This window comes from Streptomyces sp. NPDC047061 (assembly GCF_040643955.1).
In the GTDB taxonomy this organism is placed as follows: domain Bacteria; phylum Actinomycetota; class Actinomycetes; order Streptomycetales; family Streptomycetaceae; genus Streptomyces.
Genome location: NZ_JBEYVI010000001.1, coordinates 513,077 through 532,526, shown reverse-complemented (window position 1 = coordinate 532,526; position 19,450 = coordinate 513,077). Strand labels below are relative to the sequence as shown.

The following is a 19,450-nucleotide window of genomic DNA, read 5'->3' as shown; positions in this document are numbered from 1 at the left end:
CCCGTACCGGGCACCGGCCGTCCCGATCGTGCGGTGCGGGCACGGTTCGTCCGCCTCGCCCCACCGCGGCCGGTGCTCAGGGAGAGCCGGGCCGTCTTATCCAGCCCAGCGACCGTTCGACGGCCCGTTGCCAGTTGTCGTACTCCGCCTCCCGATGGCCGGGGTCCATCGCCGGCAGCCATCGGGCGGCCGGGTGCCAGTTGCGGCGCAGGACCTCGAGGTCCGGCCAGTACCCTGCGGCGAGCCCGGCGGCGTACCCCGCCCCCAGGGAGACCGTCTCGGAGACCATGGGCCGGACGACGGGCACGTCGAGGACATCGGCGACGAACTGCATGAGGAGGTTGTCCGCCGTCATGCCGCCGTCCACCTTCAGCTCCTTCAGCGGCACCGAGGAGTCGGCGTTCATGGCGTCGACGACCTCACGTGTCTGCCAGCCCGTGGCCTCCAGGACGGCCCGGGCCAGGTGCCCGCTGGTGATGTAGGAGGTGAGGCCGACGATGACGCCGCGTGCGTCGCTGCGCCAGCGGGGGGCGAACAGGCCGGAGAAGGCGGGGACGATGTAGCAGCCGCCGTTGTCGTCGACGGTCCGCGCGAGTGTCTCGATCTCCGGCGCGCTGTTGATCAGTCCCAGTCGGTCGCGGAACCACTGGACCAGTGCGCCGGTGACGGCTATCGACCCCTCCAGGGCGTAGGCGGGTGCCCGGTCCCCGATCTTGTAGGCGACCGTGGTCAGCAGTCCGTGCCGGGACCGGATGACGTCGTTGCCGGTGTTGAGCAGCAGAAAGCTGCCCGTGCCGTAGGTGCACTTGGCCTCGCCCGGGGAGAAGCAGGTCTGGCCGAAGAGCGCCGCCTGCTGGTCGCCGAGTGCGGCGGTGATGGGCACGCCGGGCAGCAGCGAGCGGGCGTCTCCGTACCTCTCCGCGTTGGACCGGATCTCGGGCAGCATCGGCCGGGGGACGCCGAAGAACGCCAGGAGTTCCTCGTCCCAGGTGAGGGTGCGGATGTTCATCAGCATGGTGCGGCTGGCGTTGGTGGCGTCGGTCATGTGCAGACCGCCGTCGGCTCCCCCGGTGAGGTTCCAGATCAGCCAGCTCTCCATCGTGCCGAACAGCACCTCGCCGTCCTTCGCCCGCTGTTCCAGGCCCTTGACGTGGTCGAACAGCCAGCGGAGCCGCAGCGCCGAGAAGTAGGTGGAGGGCGGCAGCCCGCACCGGTCGAGGAAGAACTCCTCTCCGGGCCGTTCCCTCAGCTCCTCGACCAGCGACGCCGTACGCGTGTCCTGCCAGACGAGCGCCCGGCCCAGCGGGGTGCCGGTACGGCGGTCCCAGAGCACCGTCGTCTCCCGCTGGTTGGCCAGGCCGATGGCGGCGACCTGCGCCACGTCGACGGCCGTGCCGGCTCCGGACAGGGCCTCGGACACCACCCGTCGCAGGTTCTGCCATATCTCGACGGCGTCGTGCTCGACCCAGCCGGGCCTGGGGAAGTGCTGCTGGTGCTCGCGCTGCGCGACGGAGACCAGCCGACCGCCCCGGTCGAACAGGATGCATCGTGTGGAATTGGTGCCCTGATCGATGGACATCACATACCGTTCCACCATGATCGGGTCCGCCTTCCGATGGGTCGCGGAGTGAGCGCGGGAGCCAGGGGGTCTACCAGCGGGCGGCGCCCAGGTCTCTGGAGATCGCCCGTGCGGCCTCCCGGATCAGCGTGATCAGGGTGGGCCGGGGGTGGCCCTGGCTGTCACAGACCCGCTCGACCGGGCCGGACAGTCCGATGGCACCGACGACCAGGCCGCCGTGCCCGCGGATCGGCACGGCGAGCCCGGCCTCGCCCATGCTCATTTCCTGTATCTCGGCGGCCCAGCCCACCTCCCGGACCTCGGCGAGCGCCCGGGTGAGCTGCTCCCGGGTGACCAGGGTGTGCCTGGTGTACGCCTCCAGGCCCGAGTCCAGGGCGGACTCGAGGGGCGCGGTGCCGTACGCCAGCAGCACCTTGCCCAACGAGGAGGCGTGCAGCGGCAGCAGCGAGCCCACGTCCAGGGTCTGGAGCGTGTCGTCCGGCCGGAACACATGGTGGACGACCAGGACCATGCCTTCCAGGGGGGTGCCCAGGCGCACCGCCTCGCCGCTGCGGGCGGCCAGGGCGTCGGCCCAGTTGATGGACCGGGACCGCAGCTCGTTGACGTCGAGATAGCTCGTGCCCAGATGCAGCAGGGCGGCTCCGAGCTGGTACTTCCCGGTCGCCGCGTCCTGCTCCACGAAATCCACGTGCTGGAGCGTGCGCAGAATGCCGTGGGCGGTGCCCTTGGCCAGCCCGAGGGAGGCCGCCACCTCTCCGAGCCCGAGTCGGCGGGGCCCTCCGGCGAGCAGGCGCAGGATCGCGGCCGCCCGTTCGATGGACTGGACCGGACCGGTCATGAATCGAGCCTATTACCGTCTCGGAAGGTCTGCCGTACGTGCGGAGGGCGCCTCGGCGCCGGAGCGGGAAGCCCCCGTTCGGTAATGCCGACCCACGTTCATTGACCGACCCGGCCCGGCTCCTTAGCGTGCTAACAAGCCCGGCAAAGTGCCGAGGCTCGTGAGTCGGGGCCGGTGGCCCTCACCCCTGGAGACACGAGATGGCGGTACAGCTCAACACGCGGGTGCGGGGGGCAAGCGAATACGTCTTCCCGATGCCGCCCGTCGCCGGTGCCGTCCCGGACGTGCGTCGACGGGCGGCCGCGGTCCTGGCCGCCTGGAAGGTGTCCCCGGACGTCGTCGAGGACGCGCTGCTGGTGGTGTCGGAACTGCTCACCAACGCGATCGTGCATGCCCTGCCCCCGGCGGTGCTGCGGCTTTCGTGGATGCGGGACGCCGGACTCGGCACCCTGCGCATCGAGGTCACCGACTCGGGTCCCGCGCGTACGGCGGGAGAGCCGCCCGCGGGGATCGACCCGGACGAGCACGGCCGGGGTGAGGGGATCGTGCACGCGCTGGCCACTCGCTACGGCATCCATGTGCATCCCGGCGCGGTCACCCGGTGGGCGGATCTCGTCGCCGTGTGACCACCCGGGGGCCGCTCTCGGCTCCCTTCCCGTCGACAAGGTTTCCCTTCCGGTCCCGTCGACAAGGTTTCCTTCCGGTCCCGCCGACGAGGGCTCCCTTCCGGTCAGCGACCGGGTCCCGACGAGAACACCGCGCCCGTCCGCTGCGCCGACCAGCGCCTTCCACCGTCCGACCCCACGGTCGCGGACCGGCTGCAGGACACCACGGTGACGGGCCCGCGGCCGTCGTACTCCTCCGGTCCACATCCGGGTCCGGGTCCGGCTTCCGATGCCGGTTCCGGGACGGTCGTCCCCTGCGCCTCCGATGCGGACGAAACCGGTTCGCCCACGGCCTGCATCTGGAGCAGGAGCAGTGCCGCGTCGTCGTGCAGCCGGCCGCCCACGTGCGCCAGCAGTTCGTCATGGACCGCGGAGAGGATGTGCTCCGGCTCGCCGGACACATGACGGGCGACCCTTTCGGCCAGCGGGTAGAACTCGCGGGCGCGGTCACGGGCCTCGATGACCCCGTCGGTGTAGAGCAGCAGCTGATCTCCGTCGGAGAACGGCAGGATCTCCAGGCAGGGGGGCTCGCCGCCCAGGGCGAGCAGGCCGAGGGGCGGAGCCGGGCGGCCGGCCTCGACCGCGACGACGCCTCCCGACGCGGGTATGAGCAGGGGCGAGGCGTGTCCGCAGTTCACCATCTCGAGCTCCCCGGCGCGCGGGTGTCCGACGACCACCGCGGTGACGAAGTCGTCGGGCCCGAGGTTGCGGGCCAGGCTCCGCTCGATCCTGCCGACGACGGCGAGCAGATCGGGCTCGTCGTAGGCGGCCTCGCGAAAGACACCGAGGACGAGCGCGGCGATCTCCACGGCGGGCAGCCCCTTGCCGCGTACGTCGCCGACGATCAGCCGCACCCCGTGCGGGGTCTGCACCAGGGCGTAGAGGTCACCGCCGATACGGGCCTCCGCCGCCGCCGCGCTGTAGCGGACCGCGACCCGGAACGGGCCGACGGTCTCCGGGATGGGCTTGAGAACGGCGTGCTGGGCGGCCTCCGCGACCGAGCGGACGGCGGCGAGCACGCGTTCCCGGCGACCGCGCAGGGCGCTGGCCAGGGCGCTCGCCAGGGTGACGGCGAGCAGTGCCGCGAGCACGGCCGCCAGTTCATGCCCCGGACCGGCCTCGCTGACCCCCAGGGTCGCGCCCAGCACCGCGGCGAGGAGTCCCACGAACAGCACGCCTCGGGGACCGTTGGTGCTGGCGGCCAGCGCCGGCCCGGCAGCCAGCAGCGGCAGCCAGAACATCCCCGATCCGGCGAAGACGTCGACGAGCGCGATGCCGGAGACGATCAGAACCGGGACCACGGGCATGCCGGCGGCCAGCTGTGCGGCGGCGCGCCTGGGGACCGGCGCCCCGAAACCGGTCACCGGCTTCCGGAGCGGCCGCAACGGCCAGTGGTTGCCACCATGGTCTCGCGCCTGCCTCATGTCTCTTCCGCAATCCTCACCCGTACGAGCCTTAAGCCCGACTTATCCGTTTCATCCAGGAAAGAGGTTCGGCCTACAAGCCACAAGGAGCGGGATTTCAGATAGTGAGCGACAGGCCCCTGGTCACCCGGTCCGCGACCGGGATCAGCCGGGCCCGGACCTCCGGGAGCCGGGAGAGCCGCTCCGCCGGGAGGGAGACGCCGAGCGAGCCGAGGACGTCGCCCCGGTAGATGGGCACCGCGACGCACACGGTACCGAGGGAGTACTCCTCGAGATCCGTGACGGCCGGGGCCAGGGGCGAGGCGTCGAGGTTCCGGAGCAGCTCCGGGAGGGTGGTGATGGTCCGGGGCGTCAGGTCGGCGAGGTCGTGCCGGGAGAGGTAGTCACGGCGGGACTCCTCGTCCAGTTCGCGCAGTACGGACTTGCCGAGGGCGGTGGCGTGCCCCGCGTCCTCGAATCCCACCCAGAGGTCGACCCGGGGCGCACGGGGCCCGTCGACGATCTCGGCGACGCTGATCTCGCCCTCCTCGTAGAACGTCAGGTAGGTGGCGGTGACCAGCTCGTCACGGAGCGCGGCGAGCGTCGGCCGGACCCGGGTGAGCAACGCCTGGGTGTGCCCCGCGGTGTGCAGCGTCTCCAGCTTGTCGCCGAGAACGAAGCCGCCGTCGACCAGCTTCCGCAGGTACCCGTCGTGGACCATGGTCCGCAGCAGGTGGTAGGCGGTGGCCAGCGGCAGCCCCGTCTCGCGTGCCAGCTGTTTCGCGGGCGCGCCGTTCTCGTGCGCGCTCACCGCCTCCAGCAGCCGGAAGGCACGCTGCACGGACATGATGAGCGTGGGGCTCTCATGAACGCTCATGCCACCAGCGTGCGCCCGCCACCCGGTACGGGCAAGACGCGGGGTTCTCGCGGACACCGGCTCAGGCGTCCCGGCGGCCGTCCCCGCCGCTTCGCCGCCCCGGCGCGTCGGTGACGAGGCGGACGAGGTGTTCCGCGAGGCCCGCGTCGAGGGGGGAGCCGGTCATGAGCCGCCGGTAGAGGATGGTGCCCGCCCAGATGTCCTGGACCAGGTCCGTGTCGAGGTCGTCGGGCAGATCACCCCGCGCCATGGCGCGGCGCAGCGCGACGGCGATGTTCTCGCGCTTGCGGAACAGGAAGGCTTCGCGGAACCGGGTCATGAGTTCGGGGTGGGGAAGCAGACCGGCGGCGAGTGCGGGCAGCGAGGCGGCAGCACGCCGCGGGTCCTCGGGGTCGATGACTTCGCCACCCGCCGCGGCCACACGTACGCCACCGTGATCACGGACGGCGAAGGCCACCACCCCATCGACGTCCTGCCCGGCCGTGCGGCGGCGCCGCTGGCGTCCTGGCTGAGGGCGCATCCAGGAGTGGAAGTGATCTGCCGTGACCGCGCGGGAGCGTATGCCGAAGGCGCGGTTCTCGGTGCCCCGGATGCGCTGCAAGTCGCGGACCGCTTTCATTTGCTTCAGAACCTCGGCCAGGCCGTCGAAGAGTACGTCGCGGCGTACCGCGACTGCCTGCGCGTCGCCGTCCCACCTTCGGCCCGTGAGGCCGCCGACGGCGAAGCCGAGATGCCCGTCACTGCACTGCCGACCGGACGCCGAGCCGAGCGGATGCGGGCCCATCACGCCCTGGTCCACGGCCTCATGAGCGAAGGGACGGACCCGCGGGCGATCGCCCGCCACCTGGGCTGGGGACGGCACACCGTCCAACGGTACGCGCGCCACCCGCTGGCAGGACATGGTCACCGGGCGCCGAACCCGCGCCAGCCACCTCGACATCCACCAGGCCCACCTGCAACGACGCATCGACGAGGCCGGCGGCGCGATAACCATCAAGGAACTGCGCGCAGAACTCGCCGACCGCGGCCACCAGGTGCCCTACACCAGCCTGCGGGACTGGGCCCGCAGCCGCCTTCAGTGGCCCGACGCTCCCGCACGAGCCGCCACAGCACCCTCCGTACGTGCCGTCGTCGGCTGGATCACCCGCCACCCCGACACCCTCACCGAAGACGAGACCACCCAGTTCAAGGCAGTCCTCGTCACCTGCCCCGAGCTGGACCAGGCCCACGACCTCGTACGGGACTTCGCCCGGATGCTCGCCCTGCGCACCGGCGCCGACCTGCCGGACTGGATCAACACCGCCCGCACCGCACAACTGCCCGGGATCACCGGCTTCGCCCACGGACTCACCACCGACCTGGCAGCCGTGACCGCTGGGCTCACCGTCCGCTGGAGCTCCGGCGGCACCGAGGGCGCCGTAAACAGGGTGAAGAAGATCAAAAGGCAGCTGTACAGCCGGGCCGGATTCGAACTCCTTCACAAGATGATCCTGCTTCAGTGACGCTTCGCGACCGCTGTCCAAGATCTGTGCCAGAGCCGCCGGCCCCCGGCCTCTGAACGATGCCACCCTGGTGCGCTTCACGTTTGCCACGCCACACCGTCCATTCCGGGTCTGCGTCCGCAAGAGCCAGTCCGACCTGCTGATCGTGTGGCAGATCTTCCTGCGCCGCTTCTACGAACCGGACACCGCCTATCACCTCGACCAGAACATCGACACACTCGACACCATCGTCGACCTAGGCGGCAACACCGGTCTGGCCGCCGCTTACCTCGACGCCCGCTACCGCCCTCGAACCCTGCTCACCGTGGAGCCGATCGCCGAGAGCCGTGCCGTCCTGGAACACGACGCGGCCGAGGCAACTCCGGAAGCGACCGGCGCCACTGCCCCGCCGATGGTCGACAACGCGCCGACCGTCTTGGCAGAGCCGCTGGACGGCCTGCGCATCCGGCGCCGCGGGCCGGACCAGGTCCGCGGCGACAGGACGTACTCCGGTCATGGCACCCCGGCTACTTGGTGGGCAGAGCCGTGAACGCTGCCAGGGTGTGGCTGACGAAGCCGCGCAGTCGGCGGTCCGTGCCGTAGTTCGGATCGTTCATCATGCTGAGCAGCTTCATCCAGGGGTCGATGTCACCCACCGGTACCGGCTTGCCCAGCGCTTCCAGCCGGCGGGCGTAGAGGCTGCCCCGGCCCAGGGTCCTGAGCTGGGTGAGCGGGCTGATCGCTCCGGCGCCCGCCGCCGTGTACGCGGTGCGCAGCTCGTCGTCGGTCCGGTCCGCGAGGCGGCCGGGCAGTTGGACGTAGTAGCCGATGCCGGTCAGGTTCGTGCGTACGGTCAGCGGGTTGGTGAAGGACTTCACGCCGTTGGGCACCGGCCTGTGCGTGGTGCCCGCCGCCTTCTCCGCGTCGCCCGCGAGGGCGGGGACGACGGGGCGGACCGCGGCCGAGGTCCAGGAGCCGTGGAAGGTGTGGCCGAGTGGGGCCGCGGCATCGGTGTCGTACATCTGGAAGTAGTGACCGATCCGGGCGCGGGCGGCGTCGCTGGGCGCGCCCTCCCTGTTGCGGGCGTAGTTCTCCAGCGTGATCACGTCGTTGCCGTCCCGTATCACCACGCCGGCGTAGTGGGCGCTCCAGAAGGAGGTCAGGTCCAGGACGGGGGCTCCGGGCCGGCTGTGGTCGGTGCTGAGCAGTGCGCTCCCCAGATCACCTCCGGGCGGTATGTCCTGCAGAGAGACGGTCATGAACGCCTCGCCGACGTCCGGCTGTACGTACTGGTTCACTCCGAAGTGGCGGTTCGCCGGTTGGCCCCCGATCACCCGCCAGGTGTCGGTGCGCAGTGCGGTGCCGTATGCCGTGGCGATGACCCGTGCGGAGTCGGCCTGTTGGATGCTGAGCGGGGCTCCGGTGACCGCTGGTGGGGCCGGGTTGACGAGGAAGCGGGCGATCTCGAATTCCGGCAGCTGTGGGGGCAGCGCGCCGATGCCGTCGGGCGCGGCGATCTGGATCTCGCCGGCGCCCAGGGCACCGCTGACGATGTCGTTGCAGTTCTGGGCACCTATCGCGGCGATTCCGCGCCCGCCCCAGCCTTGGTGGCGGACGGTCACCCTGCGCAGGACGTGTCCGTTCACGGTGATGGTCTGGTTCTCGAGCGCTGAGTCCGGCACCAGTTCGACGGCATCCGCCAACGCACGCCGCCAGGCGTTGCTCTCGTCGATGAGTGCCTGGGTGGCGTAGAAGACCTTCGGCTGTCGGGCTGTGAGCTGGCAGTCCTCGATGGCCAGTCGGCCGTTCGCCGACACCCGCAAGGTGACGCCTGCCGGGTCGGCCGAGACCAGACGGAGCTGTCCGGCCGGGTTGAGGAACGACACCGGCGGGTCGGCGGGGGCGGGGACCACGGCGTAGGAGACGTTGTTCTGGCCGATGAAGGCGTCCTGCGCGGCCGTCGGGGCCGACCATACGGTGGCGCCCACGACCACGCCCGCGGCAGCCCGCTGGCCCGGCGTCACCTGGTTCCATGCCTGGACCGCGGGCGTCGGCAGTGCCCGTGGGCCGCCGGGACCGTCGGGCAGTCGTACGGGCAGTCCCCTGGCGAAGCGCCATCCCGCCGTGTGGGCCTCTGCCTCCAGTGCCGCGCGGTCGCTTCCGGGCGCGACCCGGCCTGCTCGTTGCTGTACCACGTGCGCCACCTCGTGCCCCAGCACCTGCCGGCTCCAGGAGGAGCCGGGCTGCCAGGCACCGGGCGTCAGGTGAATGTCGTCCCCGACGGCCCAGGCCACCGCCCCGCAGTGGGGAGCCGTTGCGTGCAGATGCACCCGCACATATGCCAGCCCAGTCCCGAACGCGGCTTCCAGTTCCGCCCGTAAGCCGGCCGGCAACGCGAATCCCGTCATCGTTCCCCCTTTTGCCCACGGAGTCGCTCCGCCGTGGCGCGTCTCCTCATGGGCGGTCAGCCTAAAGTCGCTCGGCGCGGTATGACCGGCTCCGTCGCCGACGAGCCCCGAACGGGTTGCGGGCGCGGCTTCGCGGTACGGAAAATGCCTGGCGGGGCGAAGTTGGATCGATGGTGTCAACGGCCTCTTGATCGTCATTCTCCCCGTAGGCGGCCAGGAGTTCGCCCCGCCGCGCAGTCAGTCCGGCACGGTCAGCTCGCCCGGCGCGAGTACGAGAACCGGACCAGCACACTCGTGCCGCCCAGACCATGATCGGTCTCGCCGAAAACCGCTGGACCCAGTACCGAGGCCGCACACCACCGCCGATCCGTGATCAATGCACCCTGAAAGCCACCGGCGGGTTACTTGTTCCCTGGTGTCCGGGCTAGGACTCCGGGGCCTACGACGGACTGCGGGCCGCCGAGGCCAAGGGCAAAAAGAGCGGGCGCCCTCGGGACGCACCCTGCACCGTCTGCGGCGGCACAACGCGGCCGTACGTAAGATCAACGCACAGCCGGACCCTATCCGCCCGGCCGGCCGTGGGGTTGGGAATTCGGGGGGCCGCCCGTTCTCAGCCTTCCACGCCCACGGCTCCCCGTTCCGGCGCGCCGGCGCACCTCAGCGCGAGCGCCGCGATGTCGTCGTCGAGCCGTCCGCCGCCGTGCTGGAGCAGGTCTCCGTGCAGCTGGTCGAGCAGCTCGCGGGGCTTCTCCAGGTCCTGCTGCCGCATCCATTCCGCCAGCGGGAAGAACTGGCCGTCGTGGTTCCGGGTCTCCGACACGCCGTCCGTATAGAGCAGCAATCGGTCCCCCGGGGCGAAGGCGACGACGTCGACCCAGTAGCGGTCGCCGATGAGCGCCGCGAGGTTGAGGGGCGCGGAGGCGACGGTGGGTTCCAGGACCCGGACCTTCCCGCCGTGCGCGATCAGTGGCGGCGGGTGCCCGCAATTGAGAATGTGTACGCGGCCGCCGCCGTGCGGGATCTCGGCGAGGAGAGCGGTGGCGAAGTGCTCGGGCTGGTCATGGGCGGGAAACGCTGCGCTGTGGCGGGTGATGGCGGTCTCCAGGCGATGGATGATCGCTCTGAGGTCGGGCTCGTCGTACGCGGCCTCTCTGAAGCAGCTGATCACCGCCGACGCCGCCCCCACGGCGGACAGACCCTTGCCCCGTACATCGCCTATGAGCAGCCTGATCCCGTGCGGTGTGCCGATCACCTCGTAGAAGTCGCCGCCGATCCTGGCCTGCTCCTGGGCCGCGAGATACAGCGACTCGATCTCGACGTCGTCGATACGGCGCGGCAGCGGGCGCAGCAGCACCTTCTGGGCCGCGTCGGCGACCAGTCGGACCTGGAAGAGGATGTCTTCCCGCTGGAGTCGGACATGGCTCCCGTAGGCGGCCGCGAGGGTGACGGCGATGATCGCGGCCGCCGTGTACTGCGTCCCCAGGTCGGTGTAGAAGAAGCTGAGGATGATCATGGCGAGAAAGCAGAACGCCCCCAGCATGACCGTGGGAAACACGGGCCACATCGCGGCGGCCAGGGCGGGCGCGGCCGGCAACAACCGGCTGATGGCGATATCCCTGGGAGTGGAGAACGCCAGGCCGATGATGAGGACGGCCAGGATCACGGGTGACAGCCGGGCGGCTTCCCATCGGCCGCTGTAGGCGGGGCGACGGCGCCTGTGCCGTGCAGACATGATCACAAAATGCATCATATCGACCTAAGTGTCCATCAAGCGCAGAGAAATCGTGGCCCCGGTCGGGCGTCCAGGGCGGACCGCCGAGCCCCAAGATCCGTTGCCAGACAGGCATGGCGGCACAGATGTCCGAGGTCAGCCAGACAAGGATCCGGTAAATGGGCCCTGGCCTCTCGGGATCACCGATGCTAGAAAGGTCGCATGGCGAATCGATTCGCCCGTTTTCGGCACCTATCCGTCGAACGGTTGTTCAACACGAGCACCCGAAGCGTGGCCGGGCAGGTGCTGGTCTTCCAGGTGGCTCTGGTGGTGCTGCTGGTGACATGCGCCGTCATTGCCCTCGTCCTCCAGTCGGAGCGGGACACCAGCGCCGAGGCCAGGCACCGCTCCACTGCCGTGGCCCAGACTTTCGCGCACTCACCAGGTGTCCTGGCGGCCCTGGCGACCCCGGACCCGAGCAAGATCCTCCAACCGCTCACGGAGGCGGCTCGCCGTGGTGCCGGCGTCGACTTCATCGTGGTCATGAACACCGAGGGCATCCGGTACACGCACCCCTTGCCGGACCGGATCGGGAAGCGGTTCGTCGGCGAGATCGGGCCGTCGCTGGAGGGGAAGGTCTACGTGGAGAGCGTCAACGGCCCACTCGGCCGTGAGGTGCAGGCCACGGTCCCGATCAAGGACACCGACGACAAGGTGGTGGCACTCGTCTCGGCCGGGATGAAGGTCAAGAAGGTCGAGAGCCAGGTGGACCGGCAGCTGCCGATCATCCTGGGCGCCGGGGCCGCGGCCCTCGCGCTGTCCACCGGAGTGACGGCACTGGTGGGCCGGCGCCTGCGACGGCAGACACACAGCCTCGCCCCGGACGAGATGACCTTGATGTACCAGCACCACGACACGGTCCTGCACTCCGTTCGAGAAGGTGTGCTGATCGTGTCCCCGGACGGGCAGCTGATGCTGGCGAACGACGAGGCCAGGCGACTGCTGGATCTGCCGCCCGACGCCGAGGGACGCCTCGTGCCGGAGCTGCCGGGCCTCGATCCCGGGACGACGGAGCTGCTCGTCTCCGGGCGGGAGGCCACTGACGAGGTGCACCTCTCCGGAGAGCGACTGCTCGCGGTCAACCAGCGGTCCACAGATCGTGACGGCGGCCCCAAGGGAACGGTGGTGACGCTGCGCGACTCCACCGAGCTCCAAGCGGTGACCGGCAGGGCGGAGGTCGCACGGGAGCGGCTGAGGCTGCTGTACGACGCCGGACTGCGCGTCGGCACCACCCTGGACGTGCTGCGCACCGCCGACGAGTTGGCGTGCGTCCCCATCCCCCGGTTCGCGGACTTCGTCACCGTCGATCTGGCCGACGCCGTGCTGCACGGCGAGGAGCCGTCCCCCACAGGGGCGGACATGCGACGCGCGGCCGTGTGCGGCATCCGGGACGATCATCCGCTCTTCGAACAGGGCCGACTGTTCGCCTATCAACCGGCCACGCCCCAGGCACGCGGGTACGGCAGTGGACGTTCCGAGCTGGTGAGCGACCTGCCGAGCGCCACGTCCTGGCGCTTGCAGGACCCCGAGCGCGCCAAGGCGATCATCGAATACGGCATCCATTCCCTGATCACCGCCCCCGTCCAGGCGCGGGGCGTCGTGCTGGGCATGGCCAACTTCTGGCGCGGCCACCGTCACGAGTGCTTCGACGAGGAGGACCTGTCGCTGGCGGAGGAGCTGGTGGCCCGTGCCGCGATAAGCATCGACAACGCTCGCCGCTACACCCGTGAGCACGCGATGGCGGTCACCCTCCAGCGCAGCCTGCTGCCGCAGGCGATGCCCGAGCAGAACGCCCTGGACATCGCCTACCGGTACCTGCCCGCCCAGTCGGGCGTGGGCGGGGACTGGTTCGACGTGATTCCGCTGCCGGGGAGCCGGGTGGCACTGGCCGTCGGCGACGTGGTCGGCCACGGTGTCCACGCGGCCGCCACGATGGGCCGGCTGCGGACCGCGGTGCACAACTTCTCCGCGCTGGATCTGCCGCCGGACGAGTTGCTGGGCCATCTGGACGACCTGGTCGGCCGTATCGACCAGAACGAGGCGGCGGCGAGTTCCGCGGGCGTCGTGGGCGCGACCTGCCTTTACGGGATCTACGACCCGGTGACGCGCCGCTACGTCATGGCGCGTGCCGGGCATCTGGCGCCCGCGCTGGTCCGGCCCGACGGAACCGTCACCTTTCCCGACGTGCCGGCCGGTCCGCCCCTCGGCGTCGGTGGCATGCCGTTCCAGACCGCGGAGCTGTGCCTGGAGGAGGGCACCCAGCTCGTCCTCTACACCGACGGCCTCATCGAGGACCGCAGGCGTGACCTGGACGTCGGCATGGAACTGCTGCGTGACGCGCTGACCGGCCACCCCCATCGCCCGCCGGAGGAGACCTGCAAGTTCGTGCTGGACAGCCTGCTCCCCGAGCGCCCGAAGGACGACGTCGCGCTGCTCGTCGCCCGTACGCGGCAGCTGTCTGCCGACCGGATCGCCGACTGGGACGTCCGGCCGGACCCGGCGGCGGTCGCGGGAATGCGCGACGCGGTGGCCGACAAGCTGGAGGCGTGGGGCCTGTCCGAACTCGGCTTCACCATGGAACTCATCCTCAGCGAACTCATCACCAACGCCATCCGCTACGGCGCCGAGCCCATCCACGTACGGTTGATCCGCGACCGAACACTGACCTGCGAGGTCTCCGACGGCAGCAGCACCTCGCCCCACCTGCGCTACGCCGCGACGACGGACGAGGGCGGCCGGGGCCTGTTCCTGGTCTCCCAGATGGCAGAGCGCTGGGGCACCCGCTACACCCCCCAGGGCAAGGTCATCTGGACCGAGCAGGCCCTGCCCGAGATCATCCAGGAGCCGGTCCCGGTGGCAACCGCAGCGGAAACCGACCGATAGGCCGCCAGGTGCGGGCAGCGGCCGGCCGGATTCCGTCAACGGTCGGCTTCTACGGTCAAGGGTCGATCAGATCGAGAACTGCTCCTTGCGCAGCAGAGGACGCATCCGGCTGGTGAACCCGCCTGTGCGGAATGACCCCGGAGTCGCGCTGATGCCTGCACAATGCATGCCGGACTATGCCAAGGGATGAGGCGGGGGAGGGTTGGCCGTGGGCGGAGTACACGGTCGGCTGCTGGTGGTCGACTTCGATATTCAGCTGGCGAAGCATGACCGTTCGCCGCGCGACGGCCACTGGCACGCCGACCCGCATCGCGACATTCACCGGGGCAAGGCAGCCGCTTCCAACACCTGGCTTCGCCTGAACTGCAGCCGGAGAGCTGCGTACGCCGCAGTCCAACCCGGCGCTACGACGATTGATCCGCAGACCATTTCGGCTTTCTACGCTGCGTAGTCAGCACCAAGTCAGCACGGGAGTCAGCACGGCGTCTCCAAATAATGCCGGATTAGGACAAAGCGGGACGATGCCCTTCGCGCCCTCGTTGAGGCCACCGTGGAGGCCCGACGCCACCTCCATGGTTGACGCACGCACTCCTGCACCAAAAAATATGGTGTCCCACCACATACGCCTCTGACCTGCGCGTTCCTACCGTATGGCGACACGCAATCGTCCCCGCCGAACGCAAGGAAGTGGTGCCGATGTCGTCACCAGCAAGCGCCCCGCCCGCTCCCTCGAACCTCCCCCGCATCGTCGCCGCCGGCCTCATCGGCACCACCATCGAGTGGTACGACTTCTTCCTCTACGGCTCCGCGGCCGCCCTCGTCTTCAACAAGCTGTTCTTCCCGGACTCCGACCCGCTCGTCGGCACGCTGCTGTCGTTCCTGACGTACGCCGTCGGGTTCGCCGCCCGGCCGCTCGGGGCCCTGGTGTTCGGGCACTACGGGGACCGGCTCGGGCGCAAACGGCTGCTCGTGCTGAGTCTGCTGCTGATGGGCGGGGCGACGTTCGCGATCGGGCTGCTGCCGACGCATGCGACGGTCGGCGGCGCGGCGCCCGTCCTGCTGACGCTCCTGAGGCTGGTCCAGGGGTTCGCGCTGGGCGGTGAGTGGGGCGGAGCCGTCCTGCTCGTCTCGGAGCACGGGGACGCGCGCCGGCGCGGCTTCTGGGCGTCGTGGCCGCAGACCGGGGCCCCGGCGGGCCAGTTGCTGGCGACCGGCGTGCTGTCGCTGCTCACCTCCGTCCTGCCGGACGGCGCCTTCGTGAGCTGGGGCTGGCGGATCCCGTTCCTGCTCTCCGGTGTGCTGGTCGCCGTCGGTCTGTGGATCCGGCTCTCCGTCGACGAATCCCCCGTCTTCCGGGCGGCGCTGGCACGGTCCGAGGCCCGGCGGAGTGCCGGGACGGCGGAACAGCCGCCGCTGGTCGCCGTGTTGCGGCACCACTGGCGTGACGTGCTCGTCGCGATGGGCGCGCGGATGGCGGAGAACATCAGCTACTACGTCATCACGGCCTTCGTCCTCGTCTATGCCACCACCTCCGCCGGCGTCTCCCGACAGACCGCCCTGAACGCCGTGCTCATCGGCTCCGCCGTGCACTTCGCCGTCATCCCGGCGTGGGGCGCGCTCTCGGACCGGGTCGGGCGGCGCCCCGTCTACCTGCTGGGCGCGGCCGGGATCGGGCTGTGGATGTTCCCGTTCTTCGCGCTCGCCGACACTGGCCGATTCGGTTACCTGGTGCTGGCGGTGACCGTCGGACTGGTGCTGCACGGCGCCATGTACGCGCCCCAGGCCGCCTTCTTCACCGAGATGTTCGCGACCCGGATGCGCTACTCCGGCGCCTCCGTCGGCGCCCAGTTCGCCTCCGTCGCCGCCGGTGCGCCCGCCCCGCTGATCGCCACCGCGCTGTTGGCCGACTACGGCAGTTCGACGCCGATCGCCCTGTACGTGATCGCGGCGTCCCTGCTCACCGTGGTCGCGGTGGGCGTGGCGAAGGAGACCCGGCGGCGCGACCTGGCCGACGACGGCACCGCGAGCGTCACGCCACGTGCCGAGGACGTATCCGCCCGCTGAGCCCGCGCCGCTGGTCCCCCGGCCGTCGGCCCCGGGATCAGCGGCGCTCCGGCGGCGCCCCCAACCGCTGTAGGCGCAGGGCCAGTTGGATCTCCAGGGCGCGGGCCGGCCGCTGCCAGTCGTCGCCGAGGAGGCGGGCCACCCGTTCCAGCCGCTGGGCCACCGTGTTCACGTGGACGTGGAGTTCGTCCTTGGTGCGGGCCGGGCTCATCCCGCAGGCGAAGTACGCGTCGAGGGTGCGCAGCAGTTCCGTGCCGCGCCGCGTGTCGTAGGCGACGACCGGGCCGATGGTGCGCGTGACGAACGCCGTGACGTCCCGTTCGCCGGCGAGGAGCAGACCGAGGAAGCCGAAGTCCTCGGCGGCGGCACCGTCGCCGCCCCGGCCGAGGAGGTTCAGCGCGTCGAGGCAGCGGCGGCCCTCGGCGTAGGCGGCGGCCACCGTGTCGGGGCGGGAGGCGAGGGCGGCGACGGGGGCGGAGGCGCCGACGGTCACCGGCTGCCGGACGGCGGCGCCGAGCTGCCGGGCGGTGCGCCGCGCCAGGTCGGTGGCGGTCTCACCGGGGCCGAGGGGCAGCAGCAGGACGGTGCCGCCGTCGCGGGCGGCGGCCAGGCCGTGCCGGGTGGTGGCGAGGTGGGAGGCTGCCGACCACAGCCGGCGGCGCGCTGCCGCCGTTTCCTCGGCGTCCGCGGCCGGGCCGTCCAGGCGGGCGGCCAGCACGACCTGGGGGGCGTCGAGGTCGGCGCGCAACCGGGCGGCACGGTCGCGCAGTTGGCGCGGTTCGCGGTCGCGGGCGTCGAGGAGGTCGTCCAGCAGCTCGCCACGCACCCGCTGTTCGGCCTCGGCGGCGGAGCGGCGGGCCAGCAGGAGCAGTGAGGTGACCATCGCGGCACGCTCCAGGGTGCGCTGGTCGACGGGGTCGAGGCCGGGATGGCCGCGCAGCACCAGCGCGCCGAGGAGCTGGCCGCCCGCGGCCACCGCGGCGATCCAGTCGTCGCCGTGCCGTACCGCGTGACCCTCCGTGCGCGAGGTCTCCAGTGACCGGGCGAGCGACCGGGCGTCGGCCGTGTCGGTGAACTCGACCGTGCCGCCCAGGACCTGGGAGACGGCGGCGGCCACGTCACCGACCTGGCCGCCGCGCAGCACGAGTTCGGCGAGCCGGTCGTGGACGTCCGAGGCACGCTCGATGACCGCGCTGCGGTCCTTGATGATCTCGTTGGCCCGCTCCAGGCCGGCCATGGCCGAACGGGTCTCGGTGAGCAGGTTCGCCGTGTCGATGGCGGCCGCGGCGAGCGCGGCGAAGGAGCCGAGCAGGGCGATCTGCTCCCGCTCGAAGACGCGGGCCCGCCGGTCCGCGGCGAACAGCACCCCGATGACGTGCGGTCCCAGCATGAGCGGGACGCCGAGGATGGCGACCAGCCCCTCGTCGCGTACCCCCGCGTCGATGGTCAGCGTGTGCTGGAAGCGGTCGTCCTTGAAGTAGTCGTCGGTGACGTACGGCCGTGCGGTCTGCGCGACGAGTCCGCCGAGCCCCTCTCCCATGCCGAGCCGCAGCTGCTGGAAGCGGGCCGCGACCGAGCCCTCGGTGACCCGCATGTAGGTGTCGCCGCGCGCCGGGTCGTTGAGGCTCAGGTAGGCGACGTCCGTGCCGAGCAGGGAGCGGGCGCGCTGGACGATCGCCTGGAGCACGGCGTCCACGTCCCGCAGTCCCGCCAGGTCGTGCGCGGTCTCGAACAGGGCGGACAGCTCGGCCTCGCGTCGGCGTCTGCCCTCCAGCTCGCCGCGGACCCGCAGCGCGAGCAGCTTGGCCCGCTCCAGGGCGACGATCCGCTCCGGCGGCCGGTTCTCTGCGCGGGCGAGCAGCACCGGCTGCTCGTACGCCTCCGCCGAGGCGCCCCTGGCCAGTAGTTCGAGGTACACCGGCTCGACGCCCCCGGGCGCTTCGGCGCCGGGGTCGAGGACACCGGCCGCCGGAGCCGGGGCAGGCCGCCGGGCGGACTGCACGTGATTGCGAGACATGTTCACAGGATTCCGCATCGCCGCTCCGGCCCGTCGGGCCTGTGGAAAACTCGCGGGCCGACGGCGGCCCGCCCTTTCAGCCGGTGGGGGTCCGTCCCGTCAGTGGGCCGTCCAGCCGCCGTCGAGCACCAGCGAGGTGCCCGTGACGAAGGATGCCTGGGGGGCGCAGAGATAGGCCACGGCCTCGGCGACCTCCTCCGGTTCGACGAGCCGCTTGACGGCGCTGTCGGTCAGGAGCACCTCGGACAGCACCCGCTCCTCGGGGATGCCGTGCGCCCGGGCCTGGTCGGCGAGCTGTTTCTCGACCAGTGGGGTGCGCACATAGCCGGGGTTCACACAGTTCGAGGTCACCCCATGGGGTGCGCCCTCCAGAGCGGCCGTCTTCGACAGGCCCTCAAGACCGTGTTTGGCGGCCACATAGGCGGACTTGTAGGCGGAGGCGCGCAGCCCGTGGACGGAGGACACGTTCACGATCCGGCCCCAGCCCTGCGTGTACATGTGCGGCAGCGCGCCCCGGACCAGCCGGAACGGCGCCTCCAGCATCACGGTCAGTACGGTGTGGAAGACGTCCGGCGGGAACTCCTCGATGGGGCGCACCAGTTGGAGACCCGCGTTGTTGACGAGGACGTCGGTGCCGGCGGCGGCGCGTTCGGCCGCGTCCAGGTCGGTGAGGTCGAGGACGTACGGCTCGACGGCCCCGCCGCCCGCCGCCCCCAGGGCCCGCCCGGCGACGTCCACGAGCTCGGCCAGCCCGGCGGTGTCCCGGTCGACGGCTCTGACCCGGGCGCCGGCCGCCGCGAGACGCAGGGTGCAGGCGCGGCCGATGCCCCCGGCGGCGCCGGTGACCAGGGCGGTGCGGCCGTGCAGGTCGAGGGCGGGGCCGGTGCGGATGCTGGGCGAGCTCATGGGGCGACCCTAGGTGGCCTCCCCGCGCTCCCACATAGCGTCAGCACACATACTTCAGCCCGAAGCCGTAGGGTCGAACCATGTGGGTGCATCCGACAGGGCCTGCTTGATCCGGAACACTCCGAACTCGTTCAGCTCCGGCAGGGCGTCCACGTCGAACCAGGCCACTTCCAGCGACTCGTCGTCGTTCACCCGGGCCTCGCCGCCGACGGCCCGGCAGCGGAAGGTGATGTCCATGTACTGGCAGACGTCGCTGTTCGGGTAGGTGACGGGCTCCAGCGCCTGGACGAGGACCACCCGCTCGGCGACACAGCGCACCGCCGTCTCCTCGAAGACCTCACGCACGGCGCAGGCCGCGGGCTGCTCCCCCGGCTCGGGAATGCCACCGATGACCGACCACCTGCGGGTGTCGGTGCGGCGGCCCAGGAGCACTCTGCCCTCGTCGTCGAAGACGATGGCGGTGATCCCGGGCAGCCAGAGCAGCTGGTGGCCCGCGGAGGCGCGGATCGTGCGGATGAAGTCAGGAGTAGCCATGATGCGACCCTAACCGCCCGCCTC

General features: G+C 71.1%; 16 protein-coding genes and 1 pseudogene. 7 read left to right on the top strand and 10 right to left on the bottom strand.

The window, feature by feature from the left end; genetic code table 11:
• Positions 1-76: 76 nt before the first annotated feature.
• Positions 77-1,597 carry a glycerol kinase GlpK gene (glpK, locus tag ABZ887_RS02500; RefSeq protein WP_361282050.1) on the bottom strand — a complete coding sequence of 507 codons (1,521 nt, stop codon included), beginning with the start codon at positions 1,595-1,597 and terminating at the stop codon, positions 77-79.
• 52 nt (positions 1,598-1,649) lie between these two features.
• Positions 1,650-2,417 (bottom strand): IclR family transcriptional regulator, encoded by a 768-nt coding sequence (locus ABZ887_RS02495; RefSeq protein ID WP_361282048.1) that lies wholly within the window; start codon positions 2,415-2,417, stop codon positions 1,650-1,652.
• A gap of 200 nt (positions 2,418-2,617) precedes the next feature.
• On the opposite strand from ABZ887_RS02495, the gene ABZ887_RS02490 reads away from it, so the two are divergent.
• Entirely contained in the window at positions 2,618-3,043 is a 426-nt protein-coding gene (locus ABZ887_RS02490) for an ATP-binding protein (RefSeq protein WP_361282046.1), read from the top strand.
• A 104-nt stretch (positions 3,044-3,147) separates the two neighbouring features.
• Here the strand turns inward: ABZ887_RS02490 and ABZ887_RS02485 are convergent, their stop codons facing one another.
• The 3 genes from ABZ887_RS02485 to ABZ887_RS02475 all read right to left on the bottom strand — a co-directional run bounded on the left by ABZ887_RS02485 (position 3,148) and on the right by ABZ887_RS02475 (position 5,783).
• Positions 3,148-4,506 (bottom strand): PP2C family protein-serine/threonine phosphatase, encoded by a 1,359-nt coding sequence (locus tag ABZ887_RS02485; RefSeq protein ID WP_361282044.1) that lies wholly within the window; start codon positions 4,504-4,506, stop codon positions 3,148-3,150.
• Between the two features lie 97 nt (positions 4,507-4,603).
• The gene (locus tag ABZ887_RS02480) at positions 4,604-5,362 is read right to left on the bottom strand and encodes an IclR family transcriptional regulator C-terminal domain-containing protein (RefSeq protein WP_361282042.1); all 759 of its coding nucleotides are present in this window, start codon (positions 5,360-5,362) and stop codon (positions 4,604-4,606) included.
• 61 nt (positions 5,363-5,423) lie between these two features.
• A complete protein-coding gene (locus ABZ887_RS02475) occupies positions 5,424-5,783 on the bottom strand; it encodes a TetR-like C-terminal domain-containing protein (RefSeq protein ID WP_361282436.1) in 360 nt (119 codons plus the stop codon).
• On the opposite strand from ABZ887_RS02475, the pseudogene ABZ887_RS02470 reads away from it, so the two are divergent.
• The 3 genes and pseudogenes from ABZ887_RS02470 to ABZ887_RS02460 all read left to right on the top strand — a co-directional run.
• Positions 5,691-5,954: pseudogene (locus ABZ887_RS02470) on the top strand (transposase); the annotation flags it as partial. The gene ABZ887_RS02475 and the pseudogene ABZ887_RS02470 overlap by 93 nt on opposite strands.
• A 307-nt stretch (positions 5,955-6,261) precedes the next feature.
• Positions 6,262-6,864 (top strand): transposase, encoded by a 603-nt coding sequence (locus ABZ887_RS02465; protein ID WP_361282040.1) that lies wholly within the window; start codon positions 6,262-6,264, stop codon positions 6,862-6,864.
• A gap of 70 nt (positions 6,865-6,934) precedes the next feature.
• Positions 6,935-7,393, top strand: coding sequence for a hypothetical protein (locus ABZ887_RS02460; protein WP_361282038.1), 459 nt, complete (start codon positions 6,935-6,937; stop codon positions 7,391-7,393).
• Here ABZ887_RS02460 and ABZ887_RS02455 read toward each other — a convergent pair.
• Complete coding sequence (locus tag ABZ887_RS02455; RefSeq protein WP_361282036.1) at positions 7,371-9,251, bottom strand: DUF4157 domain-containing protein; 1,881 nt, start codon at positions 9,249-9,251, stop codon at positions 7,371-7,373. The two genes, ABZ887_RS02460 and ABZ887_RS02455, sit on opposite strands and share 23 nt — an antisense overlap.
• Positions 9,252-9,861: 610 nt before the next feature.
• Positions 9,862-10,983, bottom strand: coding sequence for a PP2C family protein-serine/threonine phosphatase (locus ABZ887_RS02450; RefSeq protein WP_361282034.1), 1,122 nt, complete (start codon positions 10,981-10,983; stop codon positions 9,862-9,864).
• Between the two features lie 201 nt (positions 10,984-11,184).
• Here ABZ887_RS02450 and ABZ887_RS02445 point away from each other — a divergent pair, with 201 nt between their 5' ends.
• From ABZ887_RS02445 to ABZ887_RS02435, 3 genes are all read left to right on the top strand, one after another.
• Positions 11,185-13,905 carry a SpoIIE family protein phosphatase gene (locus ABZ887_RS02445; RefSeq protein ID WP_361282032.1) on the top strand — a complete coding sequence of 907 codons (2,721 nt, stop codon included), beginning with the start codon at positions 11,185-11,187 and terminating at the stop codon, positions 13,903-13,905.
• A gap of 208 nt (positions 13,906-14,113) precedes the next feature.
• The gene (locus tag ABZ887_RS02440) at positions 14,114-14,356 is read left to right on the top strand and encodes a hypothetical protein (RefSeq protein ID WP_361282030.1); all 243 of its coding nucleotides are present in this window, start codon (positions 14,114-14,116) and stop codon (positions 14,354-14,356) included.
• Between the two features lie 245 nt (positions 14,357-14,601).
• Positions 14,602-15,969, top strand: a complete 1,368-nt coding sequence (locus ABZ887_RS02435) for an MFS transporter (RefSeq protein ID WP_361282028.1) — start codon at positions 14,602-14,604, stop codon at positions 15,967-15,969.
• 37 nt (positions 15,970-16,006) lie between these two features.
• On the opposite strand, the gene ABZ887_RS02430 is transcribed toward ABZ887_RS02435, so the two are convergent.
• The 3 genes from ABZ887_RS02430 to ABZ887_RS02420 form a co-directional block, all read right to left on the bottom strand.
• Positions 16,007-17,986 carry a GAF domain-containing protein gene (locus tag ABZ887_RS02430; protein ID WP_361282026.1) on the bottom strand — a complete coding sequence of 660 codons (1,980 nt, stop codon included), beginning with the start codon at positions 17,984-17,986 and terminating at the stop codon, positions 16,007-16,009.
• A 99-nt stretch (positions 17,987-18,085) separates the two neighbouring features.
• On the bottom strand, positions 18,086-18,892 hold the full coding sequence (locus tag ABZ887_RS02425) for a 3-hydroxybutyrate dehydrogenase (RefSeq protein ID WP_361282024.1): 807 nt from the start codon (positions 18,890-18,892) through the stop codon (positions 18,086-18,088).
• A 54-nt stretch (positions 18,893-18,946) separates the two neighbouring features.
• Positions 18,947-19,426 carry an NUDIX domain-containing protein gene (locus ABZ887_RS02420; RefSeq protein ID WP_361282022.1) on the bottom strand — a complete coding sequence of 160 codons (480 nt, stop codon included), beginning with the start codon at positions 19,424-19,426 and terminating at the stop codon, positions 18,947-18,949.
• Positions 19,427-19,450 lie beyond the last annotated feature (24 nt).